Below are 20,316 nucleotides of genomic sequence, written 5' to 3'. Positions count from 1 at the left end.
AACGCTTCACGCTTTCTTTCGTGCGAAAAACGCCTTGAAGGCCGCAACCGCTTCGGCCGAGCGCATGCGTTCGCCGAACAGACGGCTTTCATGGTCGATGCGCTGCATGAGATCCTCCGGCGCATGTTTGAGAAGTTTTCGCGAGGCGGCGACGGCCTCGGCGGGTAGCGCGGCGATCTCGTGCGCCACTTTGTCGGCCTCGGCTTCGAGTGCTTCCGGCGCAACCACCTTGTTGACGAATCCGGCGCTGCGCGCCTCTTCGGCATCAAGCTTGTGTCCCATCACCAGCATCGAAAAGGCGCGCTGATGCCCCATCAGCCAAGGCGCCAGCAGGCTGGAAGCGCCTTCCGGCACCAGGCCAAGATGAATAAACGGGGTTGCGAAAGTCGCTCGCGTGCTCGCGATCACCTGATCACAATGAAACAGCATGGTGGTGCCGATCCCGATTGCGATGCCGTCCACCGCCGCGACGATTGGCTTGGCGTTGTGGGCCAGTGCGTGCAGAAACTTGATCGCATTGGAAGCGCGCGGCGCCCCAGTATCCGAGGTGCCGTCTTTCAGAAAATCCTCAAGGTCGTTGCCGGCGGTAAAGGCACCGGGCTCGCCGGCAAGGACGAGGCAGCGGATCGAGGGATTGCCTTGCGCGCTATCGATGGCCGCGCTCATATCGCGATACATGTCCTGCGTAATCGCGTTCTTCTTCTCCGGCCTGGAAAGCCTGATGACGCGAACGGCGTCCTTGTCAGTAACGGTGAGATGCTCGGTCATCGGCGGGCTTTCGGACAGGGCGGGAGTGATGCGCCCATCCTACATTCGGCCGAGGGGCGTCCACAACTGGCGCTCCGATTCCGAAGTTCGCAAGGCTTGCGGCAAACTGTGCTTTCCAGCGCGGTTCTTGGATTTGAAATCCTAAACGGCCCCGCCGCGAAACTGTTAGGAACTTCAAATTCAGCGCGCTGGCCTCAACCTCTCCATGGGTTTGCCTTGGTTTGGTCAAATCACGGGCCATCCTAAGTATGGGTAAGTTCAGGGGATTCCGTAAAGCGATTGGCCGGCCGCTTTTGAGCCGGTACCGTTGGAGGGCCGATGCCGACCGGGGTGAAGCCGAAAGCGACTGACAATCCGCATGACTTCGTCGTCGTCCCGTCCGACCAGGTAAGGGTCGCGCCGACGGACGCTGAAATCACCGATCTTTTGCGCGCCGCAGCGCGTCACCATTCCGAAGCCGCTACCCGTGCCGCTTCCGACCCCTCCGGCTCGTCCGCAGTGCCGATGGTCGATGCGACCTTCCGCGCCACAGACGTTAACGAGGGTGTGCCGGCCAGGAGTTCGTTCTTCCGGCGCGCGATGCGGGGCCTCGTGGCTTTGCTGCTCGCGCTCGGCATCGGAGCCGCTGCGCTGAGCTGGCAGACCTTTGGCTATGCCGCCAAGAAGGCATTGCTGTCGTGGGCTCCGAAATGGGCGATTGCAGTCTCGTTGCCGCTCGACAAGCTCGGGCTTGGTTCGAACTCCGCCTCATCGAGCGATCCGGCCGAGACGGTACCGCCGCAAACCGCGGTCGCGGCCGAGAGCGCCCCTGACGGCGATACGTCCGGAAATGTTGCCGCAGCCGTGCCGACCGCTGGAAATGCAGTAGCCGCGGCGCCCCCCGTTTCCGAGGATGCCGCACAGCAACTGCAGGCGATGGCGCGCGATCTCGCTAATGCCAATCGGGAAGTCGAGACGCTGAAGGCTTCGATCGCCGAGTTGAAGGCGAGCCAGCAGCAGACCGCGCGCGATCTGGCCAAGGTCACCGACAAGCTTGCCGAACAGAATGCGAAGGCGAAGCTTGCCGCCGCCGCGCCGCGTCCTCCGGTGCACAGGCCGACGCCCGTCTATTCGCCGACGAGCTATTCGCCGGCGGCAACGCCGGCACCGCCGCCGCCCGCTTATCGGGCGACAACCTCGCCCTATGCCGCGCAGGCTTCGGTGGCTCCGGCCCCGCCGCCCGTAGCCGCTCAACCCTACGCGCCGCCGCCGATGCAGATTCAGCCGCAGGCCGACCCCGGCGTGGTGGGCGCGGCGCCGCGTCCCCCGATGCCGGTGACGCAGTAGCGTTCGTCGCGGGGGCTAACTAGTTGAGGAGGGCGGTCGCGGGAACCGCCCTGGACGGGAACCATTCCGCGCCAAGTGGTTTAACGCGCATGTCTTCTTCCCAGACAGGGAGAGCGCCATGAAGATCGCGAAAATCGTTCTAGCCGGTGCAGCCGCGTTTGCCGTGTTCGGTCCGCCGGCGCTCGCCCAGCAGACCCATACCGGAACCATCACCCAGCTCAACCGGCTCAACAATACGGTCGCGATCCGGCAGACACAGAACGGCACGGTCGGTGCGAACACCGGCGGGGCGGCCGAGGAGTTCAAGGTCGGCAGCGGCATCTCGCTTGAGACGCTGCATGCCGGCGATATCGTCAACTATTCCGTCAACGAAAGCGGCGGGACCAAGACCATCACCAAGCTCGACCGACGCTGACGATCCCGCATTGCTGCAAGCCTTCTATCCCAGCAACACCGCGTCGGCGCCTTTCATGGCGTCCGCGCCGTCGGTCACCGTCTTCTCGAGCGCGGGGGCCTGCACCGTGATGTTTTCGGCGAAGAACCGCGCCAACGTCACGTAACGCTGCGGATCGGTGTCGGCGATGCCGCGCGCGGCGAGCGCTTCATTCGCCAGCATGCATCCGCCGAGCGTGGCGCCGAACAGCCGCAGATAGGGTGTGGCGCCGGCGAGCGCTTCATTCGGGGCCGATGCCACGCGTTCGAGCAGCCAACGGCTGGCGCGATCGAGCGCGGCCAGCGCATCGCGCAGCTTGGCGCCGGTGGTGCCGAACGCCGGATCGTTCGACGTTTCGACCTGCTTGACGATATCCTTGAGCTCGTCGAGCAGAGCCCAGACCGAATCGCCGCCGTTGGCCGCGAGCTTGCGCGTGACCAGATCGATCGACTGGATGCCGTTGGTGCCTTCGTAAATCTGGGTAATGCGGGCGTCGCGATAGTGCTGGGCCGCACCGGTTTCTTCGATGAAGCCCATGCCGCCGTGGATTTGCACGCCGATGGAGGTGGCTTCATTGCCGAGATCGGTGGAGAAGGCTTTTGCAATCGGGGTGAGAAGGGCGGCGCGGGCGGCGGCTGCCGCGCGCACCTTCGCATCCTTGGCCCGCATCGAAATATCGAGCGCGACGGCCGTGGCGTAGCAGATGGTGCGGCTGGCGGCTGTCATGGCGCGCATCTGCATCAGCATGCGCTTGACGTCGGGATGCACGATGATTGGATCGGATTCGCTGCCGGGCTTGCCAACGGCGCGGCCCTGGCGGCGCTCCTGGGCGAAGGCGAGGGCCTGCTGATAGGCGCGGTCGGCGATGCCGACGCCCTGCAGGCCAACGGCAAGACGTGCCTGGTTCATCATGGTGAACATGCATTGCATGCCGCGATTTTCTTCGCCGATCAGGTAGCCGATCGCGCCGCCATGATCGCCCATGGTCATGGTGCAGGTCGGAGCAGCGTGCATGCCGAGCTTGTGCTCGATGCCACTGACATAGATGTCGTTGCGCGCGCCGAGCGAGCCGTCGGCATTGACCATGAATTTCGGGATCAGAAACAGCGAAATGCCTTTGGTGCCGGCCGGTGCGTCGGGCAGGCGAGCCAGGACGAAATGAACGATGTTCTCGCTCATGTCGTGGTCGCCATAGGTGATGAAGATTTTTGTGCCCTTGATGCGATAGGTGCCATCGCCGGCGCGCTCGGCGCGGCTGCGCAGCGCGCCGACGTCCGATCCCGCCTGCGGCTCGGTAAGCTGCATGGTGCCGGGCCACTCGCCGGAGACCAGTTTTTCGAGATAGATCCGCTTCAGCTCCTCGCTGCCATGAGCCTCCAGCGCCTCGATCGCGCTCAGCGTCAAAAGCGGGCAAAGGCCGAACGAGATATTGGAGGCGCTCCAGATTTCGGTGCAGGCGGCATTGATGGCGAGCGGCAGGCCCTGGCCGCCGAAGTCTTCCGGCCCCGAGACCGCGTTCCATCCCGCTGCGGTCCAGCGCTTGTAGGCATCGGGCCAGCCTGGCGCGGTGATGACGTTGGAGCCCTCGAGCTTGATGCCGTGTTCATCGCCGGTGCGGTTGAGCGGCGCCAACACGTCGGAGGCAAACCGGCCAGCCTCTTCCAGCACGGCGGACGCAATATCGCCGTCGAAATCGCCGTAATGACCGGCCTTCACGGCGGCATCGAGCCCGGCGCCGTGATTGAGGGCCAGCAGCATATCGTTGATCGGCGCACGGTAGGTCATGGGGATCAAAGCCTCGCATGCAAAACAGATGAAAACCGTCTTCCCATGAAACGATGCGCCCCTCAACTCCTCCCTCCGTCGCAGTGCGACACAGGGCGGAAGGCCGGTAACAGGCGCGGCACCTGACGAGGAGGGCCCTTGCCGTCCGACCACCAGCCAAGGTTTAGGGTTTCAACCAGATTTCAGTCGCTGGCCTGTTGAAATGGACCACCTGCCTCTATAGACCGGCGGGGCCGAACGACAGGTTCGGGGAGGCGCCAGCCATCCTCAGCTTCCGGCCGGTGGGGCGTCGCCAAGTGGTAAGGCAGTGGATTTTGATTCCACCATACGGAGGTTCGAATCCTCCCGCCCCAGCCAGAATGTTTCGGCCCCAGATAGCTATTTTCTGCACTAAAAATTATTTCGAATCAATATATTAGGTATTCTGGAATTGGCGCAGCTCCAAGCGATCAACTTCCGCGAGAGCCGGAGTCGCGAATCCGGATCGCAACATATCCGCTGAGAGAATCCGGGCCTAACGCCGGGCCTTGCCTTGCCGGGTCTCCGCTTCGGCGATCTCAGGCTCGATGGTGCCGAGGTCGGTGTAGATCTGCGCCAGAACGCTTTTGAGATTCGCAAGGCCATCCTTCGGCAAGCTGCGGATCGCGACTTCCTCGAAATGGATCGCGATCGGAATCAGTTCCTCGACCAACAGTTTGCCTTTTGTCGTCAGGTTGATCGCAACGGTGCGCGCGTTGTCCTCGAGGCGCTTGCGCGAGACCAGGCCCTTCCGCTTCAAGGCGCCAATCAGCCGTGAAGCCGTCGATAGCTCGAGCGAGGTCATGGCCGCGAGATCGCCCAGGCGCTGATCTCCCTGCTGCCAAAGCGCCGCCATTACCCGGTACATCGGCAGCGTGATTTCATAACGGGCGATGCGGCGCGAAAATAATTCACCCATCCGCACGCCGACGCGGTTCAGCAGATAGGGCAGAGAGTTCGTTAGCCGGTACAAGCGTTTGCTGCCTGTTTTGTTGCAACTGTTGCACGCCGACACTAGCCGATTCATTGATATCGCCCAACGAGAAAGTTGCATTTGCAAGTTTTTCGTTGACATTAATTTGCAAATGCAAATATTGTTTGTGAAAATAAATGAGGGAAGGGATCGGCCGATGTCAGCGACATCAGGAGAGTTGGGTGCCGCCTTCAGGCTCGCGATGCGACGCTTTCCTGCTGCGGTTTCCGTCATTACTTCCGCCGATCAGAGCCGTCGTCATGGCATGACCGCGACGGCGGTCACGTCGCTTTCGCTCGATCCGCCATCGCTAGTCGTTTGCATCAACAAGACAACGCTACTGCACGACATCATCCAGGTCGGCCGGCATTTCTGCGTCAACGTGCTGCGGCGCGATCAGTCTGAACTCTCCTGCGCCTTCAGCGGCGCCGTAGCGCCAGAAGCACGCTTCGGACACGGCACGTGGCTGACGTCGGCCGAAGGCGTCAGTTATCTCGCAGAAGCCCAAGCCAACATCTTCTGCAGGAAGGTCGCCGCCGTACCGTACGGTACGCACACCATCTTCATCGGCGAGGCCGAAGCGGTCCATGTTCACGACCCGATCGAACCCTTGATCTATCAGGATACAAAATACTGCTCATCGGTTGCTCAAGAGGCGCCGATTGCGAGCACCCCGGCCTGAAGGCCTGTGCCGGCAAACACTGACCGTCCAATCGCGGAGCAAGACATGGCCATGACAGCGCAATTGAAAGAGACGGCGCATCGCACGTCACTTCGTCCCGAGCTTTCGGAGCTAAAGTCACGGCTTGCAGCCGTTCAGCCGGAAATCGCCGCACGGGCACCGGCAACCGAGAAGGCCTGCCGCGTTCCGCCGGAAAATATCAGTGCGCTTCGCGGCATCGGCTATTTCGACATCGTGAAGCCGGCGATGTTTGGCGGCTTTGAGCACGACTTCGACGTGCTGGTCGAACTCAATATCGAACTTGCAAAATCCTGTGCCTCGACGGCATGGGTCGCCGGTCTGCTGGCCGCTCATCAATGGCTGATTGCAAGTTTTGACGAAAGGACGCAGCGCGATGTCTGGGGCGCCAGCCCGGAGGCGTTGGCCTGCGGTTCCTACGCCCCCGCCTGCAAAGCGGGCGTCGTCGAGGGCGGCTATCGCCTCAGCGGCCGCTGGTCGTTCGCGAGCGGCTGTGACAATGCGCAATGGGCGCTCTGTGCGGCGCTGGTGCCGACCGAGACCGGCGACGGACGGTTGGCGCCGGCATTTCTGCTGGTGCCGGCTTCGCAATACACCGTCGACGACACCTGGAATGTCGTTGGGCTTGCAGGGACCGGCAGCAAGACGCTGGTGTTGACCGACGTCTTGGTGCCGGCGCATCGCGTGCTGACCTTTGCTGCGACGACCAGCGGTCAAACGCCCGGCGCTGTGCTTTACGACCGCAACCCCGCTTTCTCGATTCCGATGCTCTGCAACATTCCATCGTGCCTCGCCTCGACGGCGGTCGGCGCGGCCGCTGGCGCGCTGGAGGACTATATCGCGCGAACGAGCACGCGCGTCACGCGCGGAGCCGTCGCGGGCCACAACAACAAGATGGCGGAGTTTCCCACGATTCAACTTCGCGTCGCCGAGGCCGCCGCATCGACCGACGCGGCGCGCGATCTTCTGCTGCGCGATCTTCGCAATCGGGCCGCCGCCGTTCGGGACGGCAGGTCCGTCTCGGTCGAGGAGCGCATCCTCAGCCGGCGCGGGCAGGCATTTTCGGTGAGCCTTGCCATTCGCGCCATCGAGGCTCTCAACGCATCGACCGGTGGCGCCGGGCTCGACCTTGCGAATCCGGTGCAGCGGGCCTGGCGCGACGTCAATGCCGTCGGTCGTCATATCAGCATGAACTGGGACGCGGTGGGCACGATGTACGGTCAGATGGCGCTCGGGCTCGTACCGCAGGGACAGTATTGATCGGCTTCATCGCAACGAAGGATCTGCCAGACGGAGCGACGGGTCAGATCAATCAAGCCGCAGAATAAGCGGTCAGTTGAACCAAAACGAAATCGAGTGGGAGGGGAGCGTGATGAACGATCACGAGATTGATGTTCATGAGGAACTCGCCAGTGCAAGGGTAAGCGGATTTCACCTGCGCCTTGGCTTGGTCATGGGGCTGCTGACCCTGTTCGACGGCTATGACACTTTCAATCCAGCCTACGTCATCCACTACGTGGCCGGGCCCTGGGGGCTGAAGGGCGGCCAGGCGGGACTGCTGATTTCAAGCGGGCTGATCGGATTTCTGGTCGGGTCTGCGGTTCATGGCGTGCTTGCGGATCGCTTTGGCCGACGCGGCACGCTACTGGCCGGACTGTGGATCACAAGCATTTTCACGCTGTTGACGGCGCTGTTCGCCGATTCCTTTGCTTCATATTGCTTGCTGCGGCTTCTCACCGGGCTCGGTCTCGGTGTCCTGCTGCCGCTGGCCACAACCTATATCAACGAGTTGGCGCCGCGGCGCGTCGCCAACACCTTCGCCCTCTGGGGCGTGGCGCTGGGTTGGGCGCTCGGCGGCACGCTCGCCGGGATCGCCGGCGTATTCGCGACCCCGATCTTCGGCTGGAAGGCGCTATACTGGATTGGCTCGCTGTCTTTTGTGTTGCTTCCGATCCTGCACGTTCAGCTTCCCGAGTCGCCTAAATTTCTGATGCTTCGCAATCGCCAGGCCGAAATCAAGCGATTGCTGGCTCGGTTGCGTCCCGATCGGGCCGCGCTCTATGCCGATGCGCAGCTTTCGGCGCTGCCGCCAGTGCAATCGAGCAATCCGGTCCTCGCGCTGCTTTCGGCCAAGTATCGCCGCACGACGGTTTCGATCTGGCTGTCGGCCTTTCTCAGCCTGTTCTGCATTTTCGGTCTGACCGGCTGGATTCCGACCGTGATGATGCAGCGTGGCGAGACGTTCTCCGCGAGCTTTGCTTTCGGGGCACTGATGCAGGTCATGTCCTTCATCGGCGGTCTCGTCGTCGGCCACCTGATTGACAGATTCGGAGCGAGCCGGAGGCTGCTGGCCTTGTGGTGGAGCGTCGGCGGAGTAAGCGTCTTGGCCCTTATTGTTTCCAGCGCTCATGTCGTGAACTTGACGGCGATAGCGCTCGCCGGATTCTGTATCATTGGCGCCCAATTCGTCTTGAACAATTTTACCGCCAACTCGTACGAGACCGACGTTCGAGCGACCGCGGTCGGAATGGAATTGTCGATCGCCCGGGTAGGGGCGATCCTCGGTCCTCTGCTTGCAGGTGTTCTTCAGCAGCTCTATCAGAGCTCGACGCCGATGTTTGTCGCGATCGGTCTCGCCGCAATCGGTGCGGGCGCAATCATCCTGTTCGCTGAACGGCCAAGCAGTGAACCGATGCCACGGACTAAGCCGCCGTTTCCAGCAGTGTCGGGATCGAGTCCCGATTCAGCTTCAGCCACTGCAGGGCCACGATGGTAGGGGCGCTCTGGACCAGCTTCTGCCCCACCAATCCGATTGCTGCATCGACCTTGTAGCGGACAACCGCGATTTCTTCGTGCTCATGCGAAGCGCCCGCGCGCGCCGGCAAATTGTGTGCGTCGACGACCGCCACGAAAAGCGTCATTGTTTCGTCGGACCAGGCCGGCGCGGGCGCGAGCTGCATCACGGGTCGCAGCTGTCTTGCCTCGACGCCAATCTCCTCGAAGCATTCGCGGCGCGCGGCTGTGGCCGCGTCTTCACCCGGATCGATCCGGCCCGCGACGATCTCCAATGTGTCGTTTTCGCGATTGACCAGGAAGGCGCCGAGCCTGAACTGGCGGGTCAGCACGACTTCATCGCGCTCAAGGTCGAGCGCGAGCACGCCAACCACCGGCCCACAGCGCAAAACATCGCGCTCAAAATGGACCGGAGAGCTGCCGTGACGAGAAAAACGCACCGAATAGCGCTCGTAATCGCGAAAGCCACGGGCCAGCAGGTGCGGCCCGACCACCTTGAGACATGCGGACTGGTCCGCTTTTGTATCCTCGCTCGGATTGTTCTGGCAGTTCATCCGATGGTCCGTTGCAAGGTGAATCGTCTCGGCGCGCCTTCCGGACTATCGCTTTCGAGCGAGGCCGAGGCGGGCTGTCGTCGAAGCGCTGCGGCTGCCGACGCCGACAACTCTTGCGGAGCCGACGCTCGCCACTTGCATCGCGAAATAGGCAATGGTTGCCTCCAGGCCTTCGCTGAGAGGTATGCGCGGCCGCCAGCCCAGCCGCTTTTCGGCTTCATCGATCAACGGCTTGCGGCGCTTCGGATCGTCCTGAGGGAGCGGCTTGAATTCCAGGATCGATTTCGACGCGGTGCGAGCGATGATCTCTCGCGCGATGGTTTCGACGGAGAGCTCTTCCGGGTTGCCGAGATTGAATGGCCCGGTGATCGATGCCGGGCTCTCCATCAGCGTGTTCAATCCGCGCACCAGATCGTCGACAAAGCAGAAGCTGCGGGTCTGTTGGCCCGTGCCGTAGACTGTGATCGGCTCACCTCGCAAAGCCTGAATAATAAAATTCGATATCACGCGGCCGTCATTCTCGAGCATGCGCGGGCCGTAGGTATTGAAAATACGTGCGAGCTTGATTTGCAGCCCATGCACGCGGTGATAGTCGAACATCAAGGCTTCGGCTGCGCGCTTGCCTTCATCATAGCATGCGCGGGGCCCGATAGTGTTGACGTGACCGGCATAGGATTCGGGTTGGGGATGGATTTCCGGGTCACCATAGACTTCGCTGGTCGAAGCTTGCAGCACGCGGGCTGATTTCTGACACCCCAGATCGAGGACATTCATCGTACCGACGACGCAGGTCGTCATCGTGCCGATCGGGTCTCGTTGGTAGTGCTGTGGCGATGCTGGGCAGGCGAGGTGATAGATCTGGTCCAGCCTGTCCTCGATGTGGAGCTGCCGCCGCACGTCGTGTTCGATGAATTGAAAGCGAGGATGATTGAGCAGGGGCCGAATATTGCGGATCGAGCCCGTATAAAGATTGTCCATGCAGGTCACGTAATGACCACGCTGCAATAGTAAGTCGCAAAGATGCGATCCGATAAATCCGGCGCCTCCCGTGACCAGGACGTGGCGATCCAGACTTACTTGCGAAACGGCAGGCGGCATTTTCATCGCTGGTCCACTCAAATTTCGGCGGCTTGAATGTTGCGGCTGGTGATACGGCGGCGAGCCGTGTCACGCTTCCTGCTGTTCAGGGCTTCCGAATAATAGGTCTCGAGCTGCCGCGCGCGGTGCTCGGGCGTGTGATCCCGGAGAACGCGCCGCCGCGCCTGCGCGGCGATTTCACGTCGTCGGTCGTCGGACATGCCGGACAATATCTCCACGACCTCGCGGGTGCTGCGGGCGATCAGAATTTCAGACGAGGGCGCAAAAATGGTCTCGATCCCTGGCCAATGGTCCGAAATGATCGGCGCGCCGCTGGCCGCCGCTTCGAACAGGCGGACACTGGGGGAAAAGCCCAGCGTTCGCATATCCGCGCGCGTAACGTTCAAGGTAAAGCGTTGCGAAGCGTAAAACGCGGCGTGCCGGTCGGGAGCAAGGTGCTCGATACGGTCGAGGTTCGCCGGCCACTCCAGGTTTGGGGGATACTTGGATCCCGCAACGACATATCGTTCCTGAGGGCGTTGTTCGGCGGGCGCAAGCAACAGCTCTTCGAGTTGCGGCTGGCGATCCTCGCTGTAGGTGCCGAGATAGCCAAGCGACCAGCGGGCTTCAGCCGGTTGCGGCCGATAGAGGGACAGATCGGCGCTGCAATAAAGCGGCCGCGCCATCGGGCTCCCATAGCGGTCCTCGATCATCGCGGGCACGGGGCCACCTGAGAACGAGAGGTAGATGTCGAAGCGCGGCACCAGCGACGCCGAGATGTACTCGAGGCCATCGTCAAGACTTGCCAGCGTCACCGGCGTGTCGATGTCGTAGAAGGCCGTGATGCCCTGGGCGTGCGATGTGACCCAGTCGATGATGGCGATGCCGTCGGGTACATAGGAGCCGATGATCACCAGATCGGCTGTCGTGATGAGCTTGCCGAAACGGCGAGGTATATCCTGCAACGAAGTGTAAAGTTTGAGCGACCATGCGTCTGGTTCGTCGAGGTCGCGGTGCCCTTCGTACCAGGAGGCGGCTCTTTCGAGAAAAGTGACTTGATGGCCACGCTGCGCCAGCGCCTGGATCAATGCGCGATAGGTCGTGGCATGACCATTGCCCCACGACGACGTCACCGACAGTCCGATAATAACGATGTTAAGTTTCATTCCGCGGCCTCTGTCCTTGGGTTGAGACCTTCCATGAGACGGTCGAATTGCAGGGCCCGTTGCCGATAGGTGTGGTGAGCCAGAATCCGCCGGCGTGCGCGCCCCGCGATCTCGGCAGCGCGGGCCGAGGTGAGCGATTGCAGATGAGCGGCAACGGCTTCCCCATCGGCTGCGACCAGTATTTCGCTATCCGGCTCCAGAAAGCGCTCGATGCCTTCCCAGGCGTCAGTGATCAGGCAGGCGCCGGCGCCTGCCGCCTCGAAAATTCGGGTTGGTGGTGAAAAGCCGTACTCCGCCATGCTCGCACGATTGACATTCAGCGTCGCGAGCGCCGAGGCGAAGAACGCGTTGTGATGGCCTGTGCCGACGTGGCCCAATCGCTCGACGTTAGCTGGTATTCTCCCTGAGTCCCAGCCTGACCCACCCAGTACGAAGCGTTTTGCGGGAAGCGCCCGCGCGGCGCGAAAGAAATATTCTTCGATCCGGGCTTCCCGGTCCGGAAGGCGATTGGCCAGAAGTCCGAGGTCGTAAGCGAAGGAGGAGTTCGACTGCAGCGGAAAGTGAGTTCGTGGATCGAGCGCGTTGTAGATCGGAACGCAATCGCGCGCACCGATGGCGCGATAGGCGGAGATAACCCGCTCCCCGCCGCCGTAGGTCAGCACGAGATCGTAGCGCGGGACTGCGGAACGCAGATGATGGCTTCTATTCTCACCGACCGCCTGAAGCGTCGCGGGCGCATCGACGTCCCAGTAAATGCGAAGCGGCCGCATCGGAAGACCGGCAATCGCACTGTCGAGCTCTTCGTCGAAAACCCCGACGCCGCTGGCCTTGACCACCAAATCGGCCGACCGGGCTGCCTGCGCAAGTGAGTGTTGCCAACCGTCTGAGGTCGCGGGATAGATGACCACGCGGGCCCAGTCGGGGTCGTCGATGTCGCGATGCGCCTGCCGTTCGAGGGCATCGGGCTCGAAGAAAGTGACGGCATGACCGAGCGCTGCAATCTCCTTCAGGAGACCGCGATAGTAGGTTGCGGCACCATTCCAGTAAGATGAAACAAGGCTTGAGCCGAAGAATGCGATGTTCATGATGCCGGCTCCTCACAAAATGCGGCTGCAGGTACATGGCGTGAGGTCCTGATGCCTTCGACGATGTCGAGCAGTTCGATTGCGCGATGCCGGCAGGTATGCCGTTCGACAATCAATCTGTAGGCAGCGCCCGTGGTTGCCTCCGCAAAATCGGCATCGCAGAGCAATGCTCGCAGCGCGGCCTGCATTTGTTCGCCGTTCGAGACACGAAGATAGGTACCTGGAGTGAAGAGGTGTTCGATATCTTCCCAAGGTGAGGACACCACCGGTATGCCGCAGGCCATAGCTTCGAACATGCGAATGGTGGGAATACCGGGCAGCGAGCGGGCATAGGGGCCGCGTGGCACGTGCACCGTGGCCCTGGCGCGGGCAAACGCCACCGGCGCGCGGTGCGCGGGCAGCCATCCGCCATACTCCATGCCGGCCGCCGCGATCGCCTCCAGCGCGGATTGGGGATAGCGCACGCCGTAGACCGTGCCTCGCAAACGAAGAGACGAAATCGGTTCGATCAAATAGCGTTGCAGTTCGGCTGCTCGCTCATCGTCGCCCCAGTTGCCGATCCAGACCACGTCCTGACGTCGCCTGACATTGGGCAGCGGACGGTACAGATCGACATCGGCCGCCTCGTGCCAGGTAAACACGCGGTTTGCCCAGCCAAGCCTGAGATAGATTTCGCGCAATACGCCCCCGAAAGCCAGAACGCCGTCGAATCCGTCGAGCTCGAAACGCTCGAGTTCCCGCGGCGCAGTGACCGCACGATGATGCGTGTCGTGAAACAGCAACGTGAACGGTGAGCCTTGAGCGCGGCGCGATCCGATTTCCGCGACGATCTCCGGCGAATTCCACTCGTGAACTAGAACAAGGTCGGCGCCGTCGAGCGCTTCGTCGAGGTCCAGCGACCGGTCATATTGCCTGACATCGATGAGCGGAAACAGCCGCAGCACCTCGGACAGCGATTGTTCGCCGCCGTCGTCGATTGCATTGCGCCGGCTCCAGCCATCTACAGGTTCGTAGACGATGATCTCGTGTCCCAGTTTCTGCAGCTCGCGCGCAACGCCCCGCAGGAAATGCGCGTTGCCGTTGTTCCAGCACGAGGAGAACGCGTGATAGAAGAGCACGCATTTCATGCGCATTCTCCCTGGAAATGACGTGCCGTGGCTGGAGGAGAGGCCTGCAGGGAGCGATAAAGGTGCGCATAAGCATTCGCCGTGCGGTTCAGCGAGTACCGTTGCGCGCGCTTAAAGGCTGCGCTTGCAAGCGTCGTGCGTGCCTTTTCATCGGCGCAGAGGTCGCGCAGGGCGAGACGCAAACCGCTGATATCGTTGGGAGCGACGAACAGGGCAGCGCCGTCCCATAGCTCCCGAAAGGTCGGGATGTCCGAGAGCACCAGCGCACAGCCGGCGCCGGCGGCTTCAAGCACCGACAGGCCGAATGGCTCGTAAAGCGCAGGGCTGACGAAGATCGCCGCGCGCCTCATCCAGCTGCGAAGCTCGAAATGAGAGATCTCCCCCAGCAGCTCGATTCGATCATGCAGCTTGTCTGCCGTGCGAGCGGCGGCTCCGGCGATGAAGGTAGGCCAGCTCAAATCGTCGCAGGCTGCGGTCAGCACGGTTATATTTTTTGCTGTATCCCACATCCGGCCCGCGGCAAGGACGCAACGCGTCTTCTCATCGGCTCCGTCGATCGGCAGCTCTATGCCGTTTTCAATCGTCATGCCGCGGCGGCGCGGCCGATACAATTGGCACACCACCGCCCCGAACGCCTGCGTCGGCGCCACCCAGGCATCGGCACGGTCGAGCCCTGACGCGAGGAGGGCGCTGTAGCGGCACCATCTTGGCTCGGATAGCCAGGCGCCATCTTGACAGGCCAGGGCCCAGGAATTGACGCAAGAATGCGCAACGACCAGAACCGGCGCGTGCCATTCGAAATTCGCCTCGCGATAGGAGTTGAGGTGAACGATGTCGGGTCTAATTTGCTGCTGCAGCGCGCCGAAAAAGTCGCGCGCCCGCTCGAAATCGGCGGCCTGCGGATCTTGCCATTCCAGGGCGAGATCGCTTTCGATCACCTGCACCGATGTCGCCAGCATCTTGCGCTGTTCTGCCGTCGGAGGACGGCCCATGGTCACGAGATAGACGTCGGCGTTCTTTGCCGCGATCGCGCATGCGAGGCCCGCTGCGTAGGTCCACACGCCACCGACAGTGTCCGCGGTCATCAGGATCTTGATGTTGGAAAGCCGGTTCATAGCGCCACCTGTGCCTCCAGCGCGCGCAGCGGCACCGGGCGGTCTTCCTGGATGTCGCTGAACGCGTCGAACATTGCGAGGTAGTGCTCGTGCGCGCGCTCCCAGGCGAAGTCGTCGGGTTCTCCCCACAGCTTTCGGTAATCCGGCGATCCCGGATAGGGATAGAGCGGCACGGGATCATTCGCCCAAACGCCTGCGTCCTGCATCCGCGCTCGCCAGCGCTGGACCATAGGATCCTCATCCTGCGGCATTTCGATCAAGTTGGCTTGCACGAAGGGGACATGCCGCCGGGCTTCGACCAGCCGGTCGGCGAGTTGATCGGTCGTCATCTTGCAATTCTTGGCGAGCGCCGCGCGACCCTCCGGTGTCAGGCTTTCGACGCCGGCTTCGATCGAGACGCAGCCGGCGCGCCCGAGCAGTTCGAGCATCGAAGGCTTCCAGAGATCGATGCGGGTCTGAATGCCGAACTTGAGACGGCGCGCAATCAGACCTTCCAGCAATTCGGCGTTCGGCAGAAAGATTTCGTCGATGAAGTAGACATATTCGACACCGTGGCGAAGTAAGCCGTCGACTTCGGCGAGAATGATGTGCGCCGGCCGCTTGCGGTAGGCATTGCGGAAATTTTCCTTGGCGCAGAACGTGCAATCATAGGGACAGCCGCGCGACGCTTCCAATTCGGCGCCGGGCCCGACGGGCGTGGCCTCGAACCGATGATGATGGTGCGCGTGGCGGCTTATCATCTCGGCCGGCCAATCGAGCGCCGGCTGGTCGGCAAAGTTCGTTGCCTGCGGGCCACCGATCACCTTCACCGCGCCGGCATCCTTCAGGCACAAGCCGGGGAAGTCGCGCTCACCATTGGCCAGACGAAGCAGGGACCCTTCGCATTCACCCATCAACCCGAAATCGGCAGCAAGTTTTCGCAGTGCTGCGCGGGGTGTGGTCGAGCCATGTGGTCCGACGGCAACGATGACCGGCGAAAGATCGCGTAAGGCCCAGCAGAGCTGTTGCGGGATACGCAGCTCAGGAGGTGCGCAGCGCCAGAACAAATATGTCGGGGCGGTCGTGATCACGAGCATGTCCGGGCGGAAGCTGCGAAGCTCCGCCTCGATGTCGGCGACCGACAGGTCGAACATGTGGGCATCGAGCAGCAAAGTCGCGTGGCCCGCTTGGCGCAGATAATGCTGGCTGATGCCCAGCTCGAGCGGCAAGTGCGGTGCCCGGCAGCCGAAATAGATGCTGCCGTCAAAATTCCAGTTCGGGTTGATGAGGGCGACGCGGGTCATGCGAGGGCCTCCCGCGCGTCGGCCGATGGCCGGAGCTGACCTTGCAGCCACGTCTGAAGCAATTGCAGCCCGTCTTCCAAAGACGTCGTCGGCCGCCATCCGATCGCCGACGAGAGCGCGCTGACGTCGGAGACGTACCAGGGCTGATCGCCCGGTCGCCATTCTGCGAAGTCGTATTGCACCTTGGTCTGGGAAAGGCGTGTAATCATTTCGATAAGTTCCAGAAGACTGATCGAATTCGAAGCGCCGCCGCCGAGATTGAACACCCGCCCGCGACAGCTTTCGATGTTGCGCAGCACGGCGATCCAGGCATCGACGGCGTCCGATACAAACAGCGCATCGCGAACTTGATAACCCTCGCCGTAAATCGTCAGCGGCTCGCCTCGCAGAGCTGATCGAACAAAGTGCGCGATCCAGCCCTGATCCTCGTTGCCAAACTGCCGCGGGCCATAGATGCAGCTCATGCGCAGAACGGCCGTGCGCAACCCGTAGACCCGAGAATAGTCTCGAACGTATTGGTCGGCGGTACCCTTTGAGCAGCCATAGGGACTGTAGAAATCGAGCGGCGTCGACTCGTCGATGCCGCTGGGAAATGCGTTGCCGCTTGGCCTGTAGCGCATTCCGTGGCGTTCGATTTGCGCCTCGCTGATCAGATGCCCATAGACCTTGTTGGTCGACGCAAAGACAAGCGGCGCGTCGGGATTGTGGGTCCGTATCGCTTCGAGAACATTGAGGGTGCCGCCTGCATTGATCTCGAAATCGTCGACCGGGTTTTGCAGGCTGCTGGTAACGGCGACCTGGGCCGCCAGATGGAGTACGGCTTGCGCGTCGCGAACCGAATCGATCACCGAAATCGGATCGCGAATGTCGCCGACGGCTATTCGGATGCGGTCGCCGTGACGCGACTTCAGCCAATGCGCGTTTTCGCGCACGCCCTGGCGGGAGAGGTTGTCGAGGATCAGCACGTCGATGCCCGCCGCAGCCAAACGGTCGGCGAGGTTACAGCCAAGGAAGCCGCATCCTCCGGTGATCAGAATAGGCTGGACTGTGCCGGTGTCGCGTATCATGCCACCAGTCCTCGCTGCAGCAGTTCGCGGGTCGCTTGTTCAGCCCGATCGTCGGCAATCTGGTCGGCCAGATAGCCCGCGAGCTCTGCAAGCCCGTCCGAAAACGCGACGCGGGGCGCAAAGCCGAGAATCTCACGGCTCTTGCTGAGATCGGCAAAGCAATGTCGGATATCGCCGACGCGGAATTTTCCCGTGAGCTGCGGCCCGATCTCCGGGCGCCCCATCACCTCGGCCAAGTCGCAGGCAACCGAATGTATGCTGCGGCTTTCACCCGAGCCGACATTGAATGCGTCGTCCCGGCATTCGCTTTCGAGCGCAAGCAGGCACGCGCGCGCCACGTCACGCACATGAACGAAATCGCGACGCTGCAGCCCATCTTCGAATACGAGAGGTGAACGGCGGTTGAGGAGCCGCGCGGCGAAGATTGCAAGAACGCCGGTATAGGGATTCGATAAAGCCTGATGTGGTCCGTAGACGTTGAAAAAGCGCAGGGCCAGGGTCGGGATGCCGTAGGCCCTGCCAGTCAGCAGGCACATGCGCTCCTGTGCGTATTTGTTGAGAGCATAGATCGAACTCAGCGTGGGTTGCTTGGTTTCTGGCGTTGGCACAGGCTCGAGCGGCGTGCCGTCGGCCGTACGCAGATCCCATTCGCCGTGCTTGAGCTGCTCCGTCGCTCGCTCAGGGGGCGCGACGATCGTGCCGTCCGTCGAGCGATAGGCGCCTTCGCCGTAGATGCTCATCGATGATGCGATCACGAGGCGCGCAACTGGCCGTTTAATTAGTTCCTGAAGTAGCGTCGCGGTACCGAGCTCGTTCGTCCTGACGTAGGGCTCGATGTTATACATGCTCTGACCGACACCGACGCTCGCGGCCAAGTGCAGCACCATATCGCAGCCGCGCAGCGCGCGATCGACGGCGGGCGAATCGGTGATGTCGTCAAGGATGAACTCGGCATCGCGGGTCAGATAGGACGGGCGCTGGCGGTCGCGGCCGTGGACCTGCGGCGAAAGATTGTCGAGCAGGCGGACCTCGTAACCCGCATTCAGAAGCGTCGTGGCGGCATGAGAGCCGATGAATCCTGCTCCCCCGGTAATCAGAACACGAGGCATTTCGATAGCGCTCCTCGTCCGTTGGATGAACGATGTAGCAATCGTTCGATGTCGGAGTTGAAAGCGCGCCGCTGCTTTGGTGTCGACGAAACGACGAGACGCGCTAGTCACTTACGAAGTAGAGAAGCGGCGTCGGGTATGTTCGTTCCAAGCGGACGTACAAACGAAAGTTTCTCTAACCTGGGTGAATAACCCATGTGAATCGCAGCCATCGTTTTTTTCAAAACGGTTGCCCATGCGAAAGTGGCGGCAGCTCGAGATGACGCGCGACGGTGGCGCCGATATCGGCAAAACTGCCGCGGCGTCCGATTTGGCGCATCTCTTTTTCACACACCATGAGTATCGGGACCTGTTCGCGTGTATGGTCGGTTCCGCACCATGTCGGATCGCAGCCGTGATCGGCGGTGATGATCAGCAAATCGTCCGGTTTCAGGCGGCTCAGCAACTCCGGCAGCCGGCGATCGAAGGTCTCCAGTGCAGCCGCGTAGCCGCTGACGTCGCGACGGTGACCGAAATTGCTGTCGAAGTCGATGAAGTTGGCGAACAGGAGTCCGCCGTCGCGCAATTGATCAGTTCCGACCAGGGTCTGGTCGAACAGCGCGTCATTGCCGGCCGCCTTCCGGTTCTTTCCGGTAGCGCGGTGCGCGAAGATGTCGGCGATCTTTCCGATCGAAATGATATCGCGCCGCTCGTTTTCGGCCGCATCGAGCATCGTGTCCTCGGGCGGCGGCACCGAATAATCGCGCCGGTTTGCCGTGCGGGTGAAGCCGCCGTTGGGATCGCCGATGAACGGCCTTGCAATCACCCGGCCGATATTGAGCGGATCGACCAATTGGCGTGCCGACTTGCAAACATCGTACAGTCGTTCGAGGCCAAAGCTCGGCTCGTGCGCCGCAATCTGGAAGACGCTATCGGCGGACGTGTAGCAGATCGGTTTGCCGGTTTCGACATGCGCCGGTCCCAGGCGCTGGATGATCTCGGTTCCTGACGCATGGCAATTGCCGAGAATGCCGGGCAGCCGCGCCAACGCGCAGAGCCGGGTGATCAGTTCGTCCGGGAAGCACGGCACCGATTTCGGGAAATAGCCCCAGTCGAACTGTACCGGCACACCGGCAATCTCCCAATGACCGGACGGCGTATCCTTGCCTTTCGACAGTTCGCGCGCGCAGCCGAATTGCGCGGACGGGCGGCTTGGTCGCTCGAGCCCCGGCGGAGGTCGGCCCGTTGCCAAACAGCAGGCCTCTCCAAGTCCGAGCGCAACCAGTTGCGGCAGCCGCAGCGGACCCTCACGCAGCTCGCTGTCGGCGCCTCCGTTCGCACAGACATGGGCGATATGGCCGACGGTGTCGGCGCCTTGGTCGCCGTAATTTGCGGCGTCGGGAGCGCCGCCGATTCCGACGGAGTCCATGACAAGGATCAGGGCGCGCATGAGGGCAGCATCGTTGATCGAGGCGATGGCTCAGCCGCGGTCGTAACCGCGCTCGTATCGCAGTAGCGCCAGATCATTCGTGCGCAGAAATCGGCGAACTCGTTGGGGTCGATTGGCGGACTGGTGTGGTGGGGTGCAAGGCCCCGGTGTTCGGGCGTGAAACAGAACGTCACCGTGACTTCGAATTCCGCCAGCGCGTCCATTTGGCGGTCGAACCATTCGAGCGCATGGGGCCGAAAACTATCGGCCCAGGACAGCCCGGTGCGGACGTGTCTCACGCCGAGCCGGCGCATCCAGCGCACGGCGTCGGCGAGCCGATGGTCTTCGAAGTGAAACCACTGGCACAAACCGAGTACCTCCGAATAACGTGCAAACGACTTGAGCGCGGGTTTCGGAGTGCCGTCCTCGCGCAGCAGGCCCATATGGAAATGACGGTAGTAGGAGGAGCCCTCGGCCTCCCGATGCCGGGTGGTGGCCTCCCAGGCCGAAGGCAGATCGTAAAGACTGT

Annotated in this window: 18 protein-coding genes, 1 tRNA gene and 1 pseudogene; 6 read left to right on the top strand and 14 right to left on the bottom strand. The window is 62.1% G+C overall.

Annotation, left to right across the window (positions count from 1 at the left end; genetic code table 11):
• Positions 1-6: 6 nt before the first annotated feature.
• The gene (locus tag VFL62_RS26220) at positions 7-768 is read right to left on the bottom strand and encodes a crotonase/enoyl-CoA hydratase family protein (RefSeq protein WP_325175303.1); all 762 of its coding nucleotides are present in this window, start codon (positions 766-768) and stop codon (positions 7-9) included.
• A 318-nt stretch (positions 769-1,086) separates the two neighbouring features.
• Between VFL62_RS26220 and VFL62_RS26215 the strand changes: the two genes are divergently transcribed.
• Both VFL62_RS26215 and VFL62_RS26210 read left to right on the top strand, forming a co-directional pair.
• Positions 1,087-2,094 (top strand): hypothetical protein, encoded by a 1,008-nt coding sequence (locus tag VFL62_RS26215; RefSeq protein ID WP_325175302.1) that lies wholly within the window; start codon positions 1,087-1,089, stop codon positions 2,092-2,094.
• Between the two features lie 118 nt (positions 2,095-2,212).
• The gene (locus tag VFL62_RS26210) at positions 2,213-2,509 is read left to right on the top strand and encodes a copper-binding protein (protein ID WP_325175301.1); all 297 of its coding nucleotides are present in this window, start codon (positions 2,213-2,215) and stop codon (positions 2,507-2,509) included.
• Between the two features lie 24 nt (positions 2,510-2,533).
• On the opposite strand, the gene VFL62_RS26205 is transcribed toward VFL62_RS26210, so the two are convergent.
• A complete protein-coding gene (locus VFL62_RS26205) occupies positions 2,534-4,312 on the bottom strand; it encodes an acyl-CoA dehydrogenase (RefSeq protein WP_325175300.1) in 1,779 nt (592 codons plus the stop codon).
• 282 nt (positions 4,313-4,594) lie between these two features.
• On the opposite strand from VFL62_RS26205, the gene VFL62_RS26200 reads away from it, so the two are divergent.
• Positions 4,595-4,669, top strand: a tRNA-Gln gene (locus tag VFL62_RS26200).
• 157 nt (positions 4,670-4,826) lie between these two features.
• Here VFL62_RS26200 and VFL62_RS26195 read toward each other — a convergent pair.
• Entirely contained in the window at positions 4,827-5,537 is a 711-nt protein-coding gene (locus VFL62_RS26195; protein WP_325175299.1) for a MarR family winged helix-turn-helix transcriptional regulator, read from the bottom strand.
• Between VFL62_RS26195 and VFL62_RS26190 the strand changes: the two genes are divergently transcribed.
• The 3 genes from VFL62_RS26190 to VFL62_RS26180 all read left to right on the top strand — a co-directional run bounded on the left by VFL62_RS26190 (position 5,461) and on the right by VFL62_RS26180 (position 8,779).
• A complete protein-coding gene (locus tag VFL62_RS26190) occupies positions 5,461-5,985 on the top strand; it encodes a flavin reductase family protein (RefSeq protein ID WP_325175298.1) in 525 nt (174 codons plus the stop codon). The genes VFL62_RS26195 and VFL62_RS26190 overlap by 77 nt on opposite strands.
• Positions 5,986-6,036: 51 nt before the next feature.
• Positions 6,037-7,263 carry an acyl-CoA dehydrogenase family protein gene (locus tag VFL62_RS26185; protein WP_414644850.1) on the top strand — a complete coding sequence of 409 codons (1,227 nt, stop codon included), beginning with the start codon at positions 6,037-6,039 and terminating at the stop codon, positions 7,261-7,263.
• 112 nt (positions 7,264-7,375) lie between these two features.
• On the top strand, positions 7,376-8,779 hold the full coding sequence (locus tag VFL62_RS26180; protein ID WP_325175296.1) for an MFS transporter: 1,404 nt from the start codon (positions 7,376-7,378) through the stop codon (positions 8,777-8,779).
• Here VFL62_RS26180 and VFL62_RS26175 read toward each other — a convergent pair.
• The 11 genes and pseudogenes from VFL62_RS26175 to VFL62_RS26125 form a co-directional block, all read right to left on the bottom strand.
• Positions 8,706-9,350, bottom strand: coding sequence for an NUDIX hydrolase (locus VFL62_RS26175; protein ID WP_325175295.1), 645 nt, complete (start codon positions 9,348-9,350; stop codon positions 8,706-8,708). The genes VFL62_RS26180 and VFL62_RS26175 overlap by 74 nt on opposite strands.
• Positions 9,351-9,395: 45 nt before the next feature.
• Positions 9,396-10,448 carry a UDP-glucuronic acid decarboxylase family protein gene (locus VFL62_RS26170; protein WP_325175294.1) on the bottom strand — a complete coding sequence of 351 codons (1,053 nt, stop codon included), beginning with the start codon at positions 10,446-10,448 and terminating at the stop codon, positions 9,396-9,398.
• Between the two features lie 17 nt (positions 10,449-10,465).
• Positions 10,466-11,593 carry a CgeB family protein gene (locus tag VFL62_RS26165; RefSeq protein WP_325175293.1) on the bottom strand — a complete coding sequence of 376 codons (1,128 nt, stop codon included), beginning with the start codon at positions 11,591-11,593 and terminating at the stop codon, positions 10,466-10,468.
• On the bottom strand, positions 11,590-12,678 hold the full coding sequence (locus VFL62_RS26160; RefSeq protein WP_325175292.1) for a CgeB family protein: 1,089 nt from the start codon (positions 12,676-12,678) through the stop codon (positions 11,590-11,592). Before VFL62_RS26160 ends, VFL62_RS26165 begins: the two co-directional genes overlap by 4 nt.
• Positions 12,675-13,805, bottom strand: a complete 1,131-nt coding sequence (locus tag VFL62_RS26155) for a CgeB family protein (protein WP_325175291.1) — start codon at positions 13,803-13,805, stop codon at positions 12,675-12,677. The genes VFL62_RS26160 and VFL62_RS26155 overlap by 4 nt, the downstream gene beginning before the upstream one ends.
• Positions 13,802-14,920, bottom strand: coding sequence for a glycosyltransferase family 4 protein (locus VFL62_RS26150; protein ID WP_325175290.1), 1,119 nt, complete (start codon positions 14,918-14,920; stop codon positions 13,802-13,804). The genes VFL62_RS26155 and VFL62_RS26150 overlap by 4 nt, the downstream gene beginning before the upstream one ends.
• The gene (locus tag VFL62_RS26145) at positions 14,917-16,203 is read right to left on the bottom strand and encodes a TIGR04295 family B12-binding domain-containing radical SAM protein (protein WP_325175289.1); all 1,287 of its coding nucleotides are present in this window, start codon (positions 16,201-16,203) and stop codon (positions 14,917-14,919) included. The genes VFL62_RS26150 and VFL62_RS26145 overlap by 4 nt, the downstream gene beginning before the upstream one ends.
• A complete protein-coding gene (locus VFL62_RS26140; RefSeq protein ID WP_325175288.1) occupies positions 16,200-17,270 on the bottom strand; it encodes a GDP-mannose 4,6-dehydratase in 1,071 nt (356 codons plus the stop codon). Before VFL62_RS26140 ends, VFL62_RS26145 begins: the two co-directional genes overlap by 4 nt.
• Entirely contained in the window at positions 17,267-18,379 is a 1,113-nt protein-coding gene (locus tag VFL62_RS26135; RefSeq protein ID WP_325175287.1) for an NAD-dependent epimerase/dehydratase family protein, read from the bottom strand. The genes VFL62_RS26140 and VFL62_RS26135 overlap by 4 nt, the downstream gene beginning before the upstream one ends.
• A gap of 220 nt (positions 18,380-18,599) precedes the next feature.
• Entirely contained in the window at positions 18,600-19,808 is a 1,209-nt protein-coding gene (locus VFL62_RS26130; RefSeq protein ID WP_325175286.1) for a phosphopentomutase, read from the bottom strand.
• Positions 19,796-20,316 (bottom strand): annotated as a pseudogene (locus VFL62_RS26125) (beta-xylosidase); the annotation flags it as partial. The gene VFL62_RS26130 and the pseudogene VFL62_RS26125, both read right to left, overlap by 13 nt.

This window comes from Bradyrhizobium sp. (assembly GCF_035701725.1).
Taxonomy (GTDB): Bacteria; Pseudomonadota; Alphaproteobacteria; order Rhizobiales; family Xanthobacteraceae; genus Bradyrhizobium.
Note: the sequence above shows the minus strand (reverse complement) of the source record. Positions and strands in the feature narration are given on the sequence as shown.

What these genes read in the sequence shown, in the direction of transcription:
- VFL62_RS26180 (WP_325175296.1), top strand. Translation starts at nt 7,376, where the DNA reads ATGAACGATCACGAGATTGATGTTCATGAGGAACTCGCCAGTGCAAGG.
- VFL62_RS26145 (WP_325175289.1), bottom strand. Translation starts at nt 16,203, where the DNA reads ATGACCCGCGTCGCCCTCATCAACCCGAACTGGAATTTTGACGGCAGC.
- VFL62_RS26220 (WP_325175303.1), bottom strand. Translation starts at nt 768, where the DNA reads ATGACCGAGCATCTCACCGTTACTGACAAGGACGCCGTTCGCGTCATC.
- VFL62_RS26165 (WP_325175293.1), bottom strand. Translation starts at nt 11,593, where the DNA reads ATGAAACTTAACATCGTTATTATCGGACTGTCGGTGACGTCGTCGTGG.
- VFL62_RS26205 (WP_325175300.1), bottom strand. Translation starts at nt 4,312, where the DNA reads ATGACCTACCGTGCGCCGATCAACGATATGCTGCTGGCCCTCAATCAC.
- VFL62_RS26215 (WP_325175302.1), top strand. Translation starts at nt 1,087, where the DNA reads ATGCCGACCGGGGTGAAGCCGAAAGCGACTGACAATCCGCATGACTTC.
- VFL62_RS26150 (WP_325175290.1), bottom strand. Translation starts at nt 14,920, where the DNA reads ATGAACCGGCTTTCCAACATCAAGATCCTGATGACCGCGGACACTGTC.
- VFL62_RS26185 (WP_414644850.1), top strand. Translation starts at nt 6,037, where the DNA reads ATGACAGCGCAATTGAAAGAGACGGCGCATCGCACGTCACTTCGTCCC.
- VFL62_RS26130 (WP_325175286.1), bottom strand. Translation starts at nt 19,808, where the DNA reads ATGCGCGCCCTGATCCTTGTCATGGACTCCGTCGGAATCGGCGGCGCT.
- VFL62_RS26155 (WP_325175291.1), bottom strand. Translation starts at nt 13,805, where the DNA reads ATGAAATGCGTGCTCTTCTATCACGCGTTCTCCTCGTGCTGGAACAAC.
- VFL62_RS26210 (WP_325175301.1), top strand. Translation starts at nt 2,213, where the DNA reads ATGAAGATCGCGAAAATCGTTCTAGCCGGTGCAGCCGCGTTTGCCGTG.
- VFL62_RS26160 (WP_325175292.1), bottom strand. Translation starts at nt 12,678, where the DNA reads ATGAACATCGCATTCTTCGGCTCAAGCCTTGTTTCATCTTACTGGAAT.
- VFL62_RS26135 (WP_325175287.1), bottom strand. Translation starts at nt 18,379, where the DNA reads ATGCCTCGTGTTCTGATTACCGGGGGAGCAGGATTCATCGGCTCTCAT.
- VFL62_RS26190 (WP_325175298.1), top strand. Translation starts at nt 5,461, where the DNA reads ATGTCAGCGACATCAGGAGAGTTGGGTGCCGCCTTCAGGCTCGCGATG.
- VFL62_RS26175 (WP_325175295.1), bottom strand. Translation starts at nt 9,350, where the DNA reads ATGAACTGCCAGAACAATCCGAGCGAGGATACAAAAGCGGACCAGTCC.
- VFL62_RS26195 (WP_325175299.1), bottom strand. Translation starts at nt 5,537, where the DNA reads ATGACGGAAACCGCAGCAGGAAAGCGTCGCATCGCGAGCCTGAAGGCG.
- VFL62_RS26140 (WP_325175288.1), bottom strand. Translation starts at nt 17,270, where the DNA reads ATGATACGCGACACCGGCACAGTCCAGCCTATTCTGATCACCGGAGGA.
- VFL62_RS26170 (WP_325175294.1), bottom strand. Translation starts at nt 10,448, where the DNA reads ATGCCGCCTGCCGTTTCGCAAGTAAGTCTGGATCGCCACGTCCTGGTC.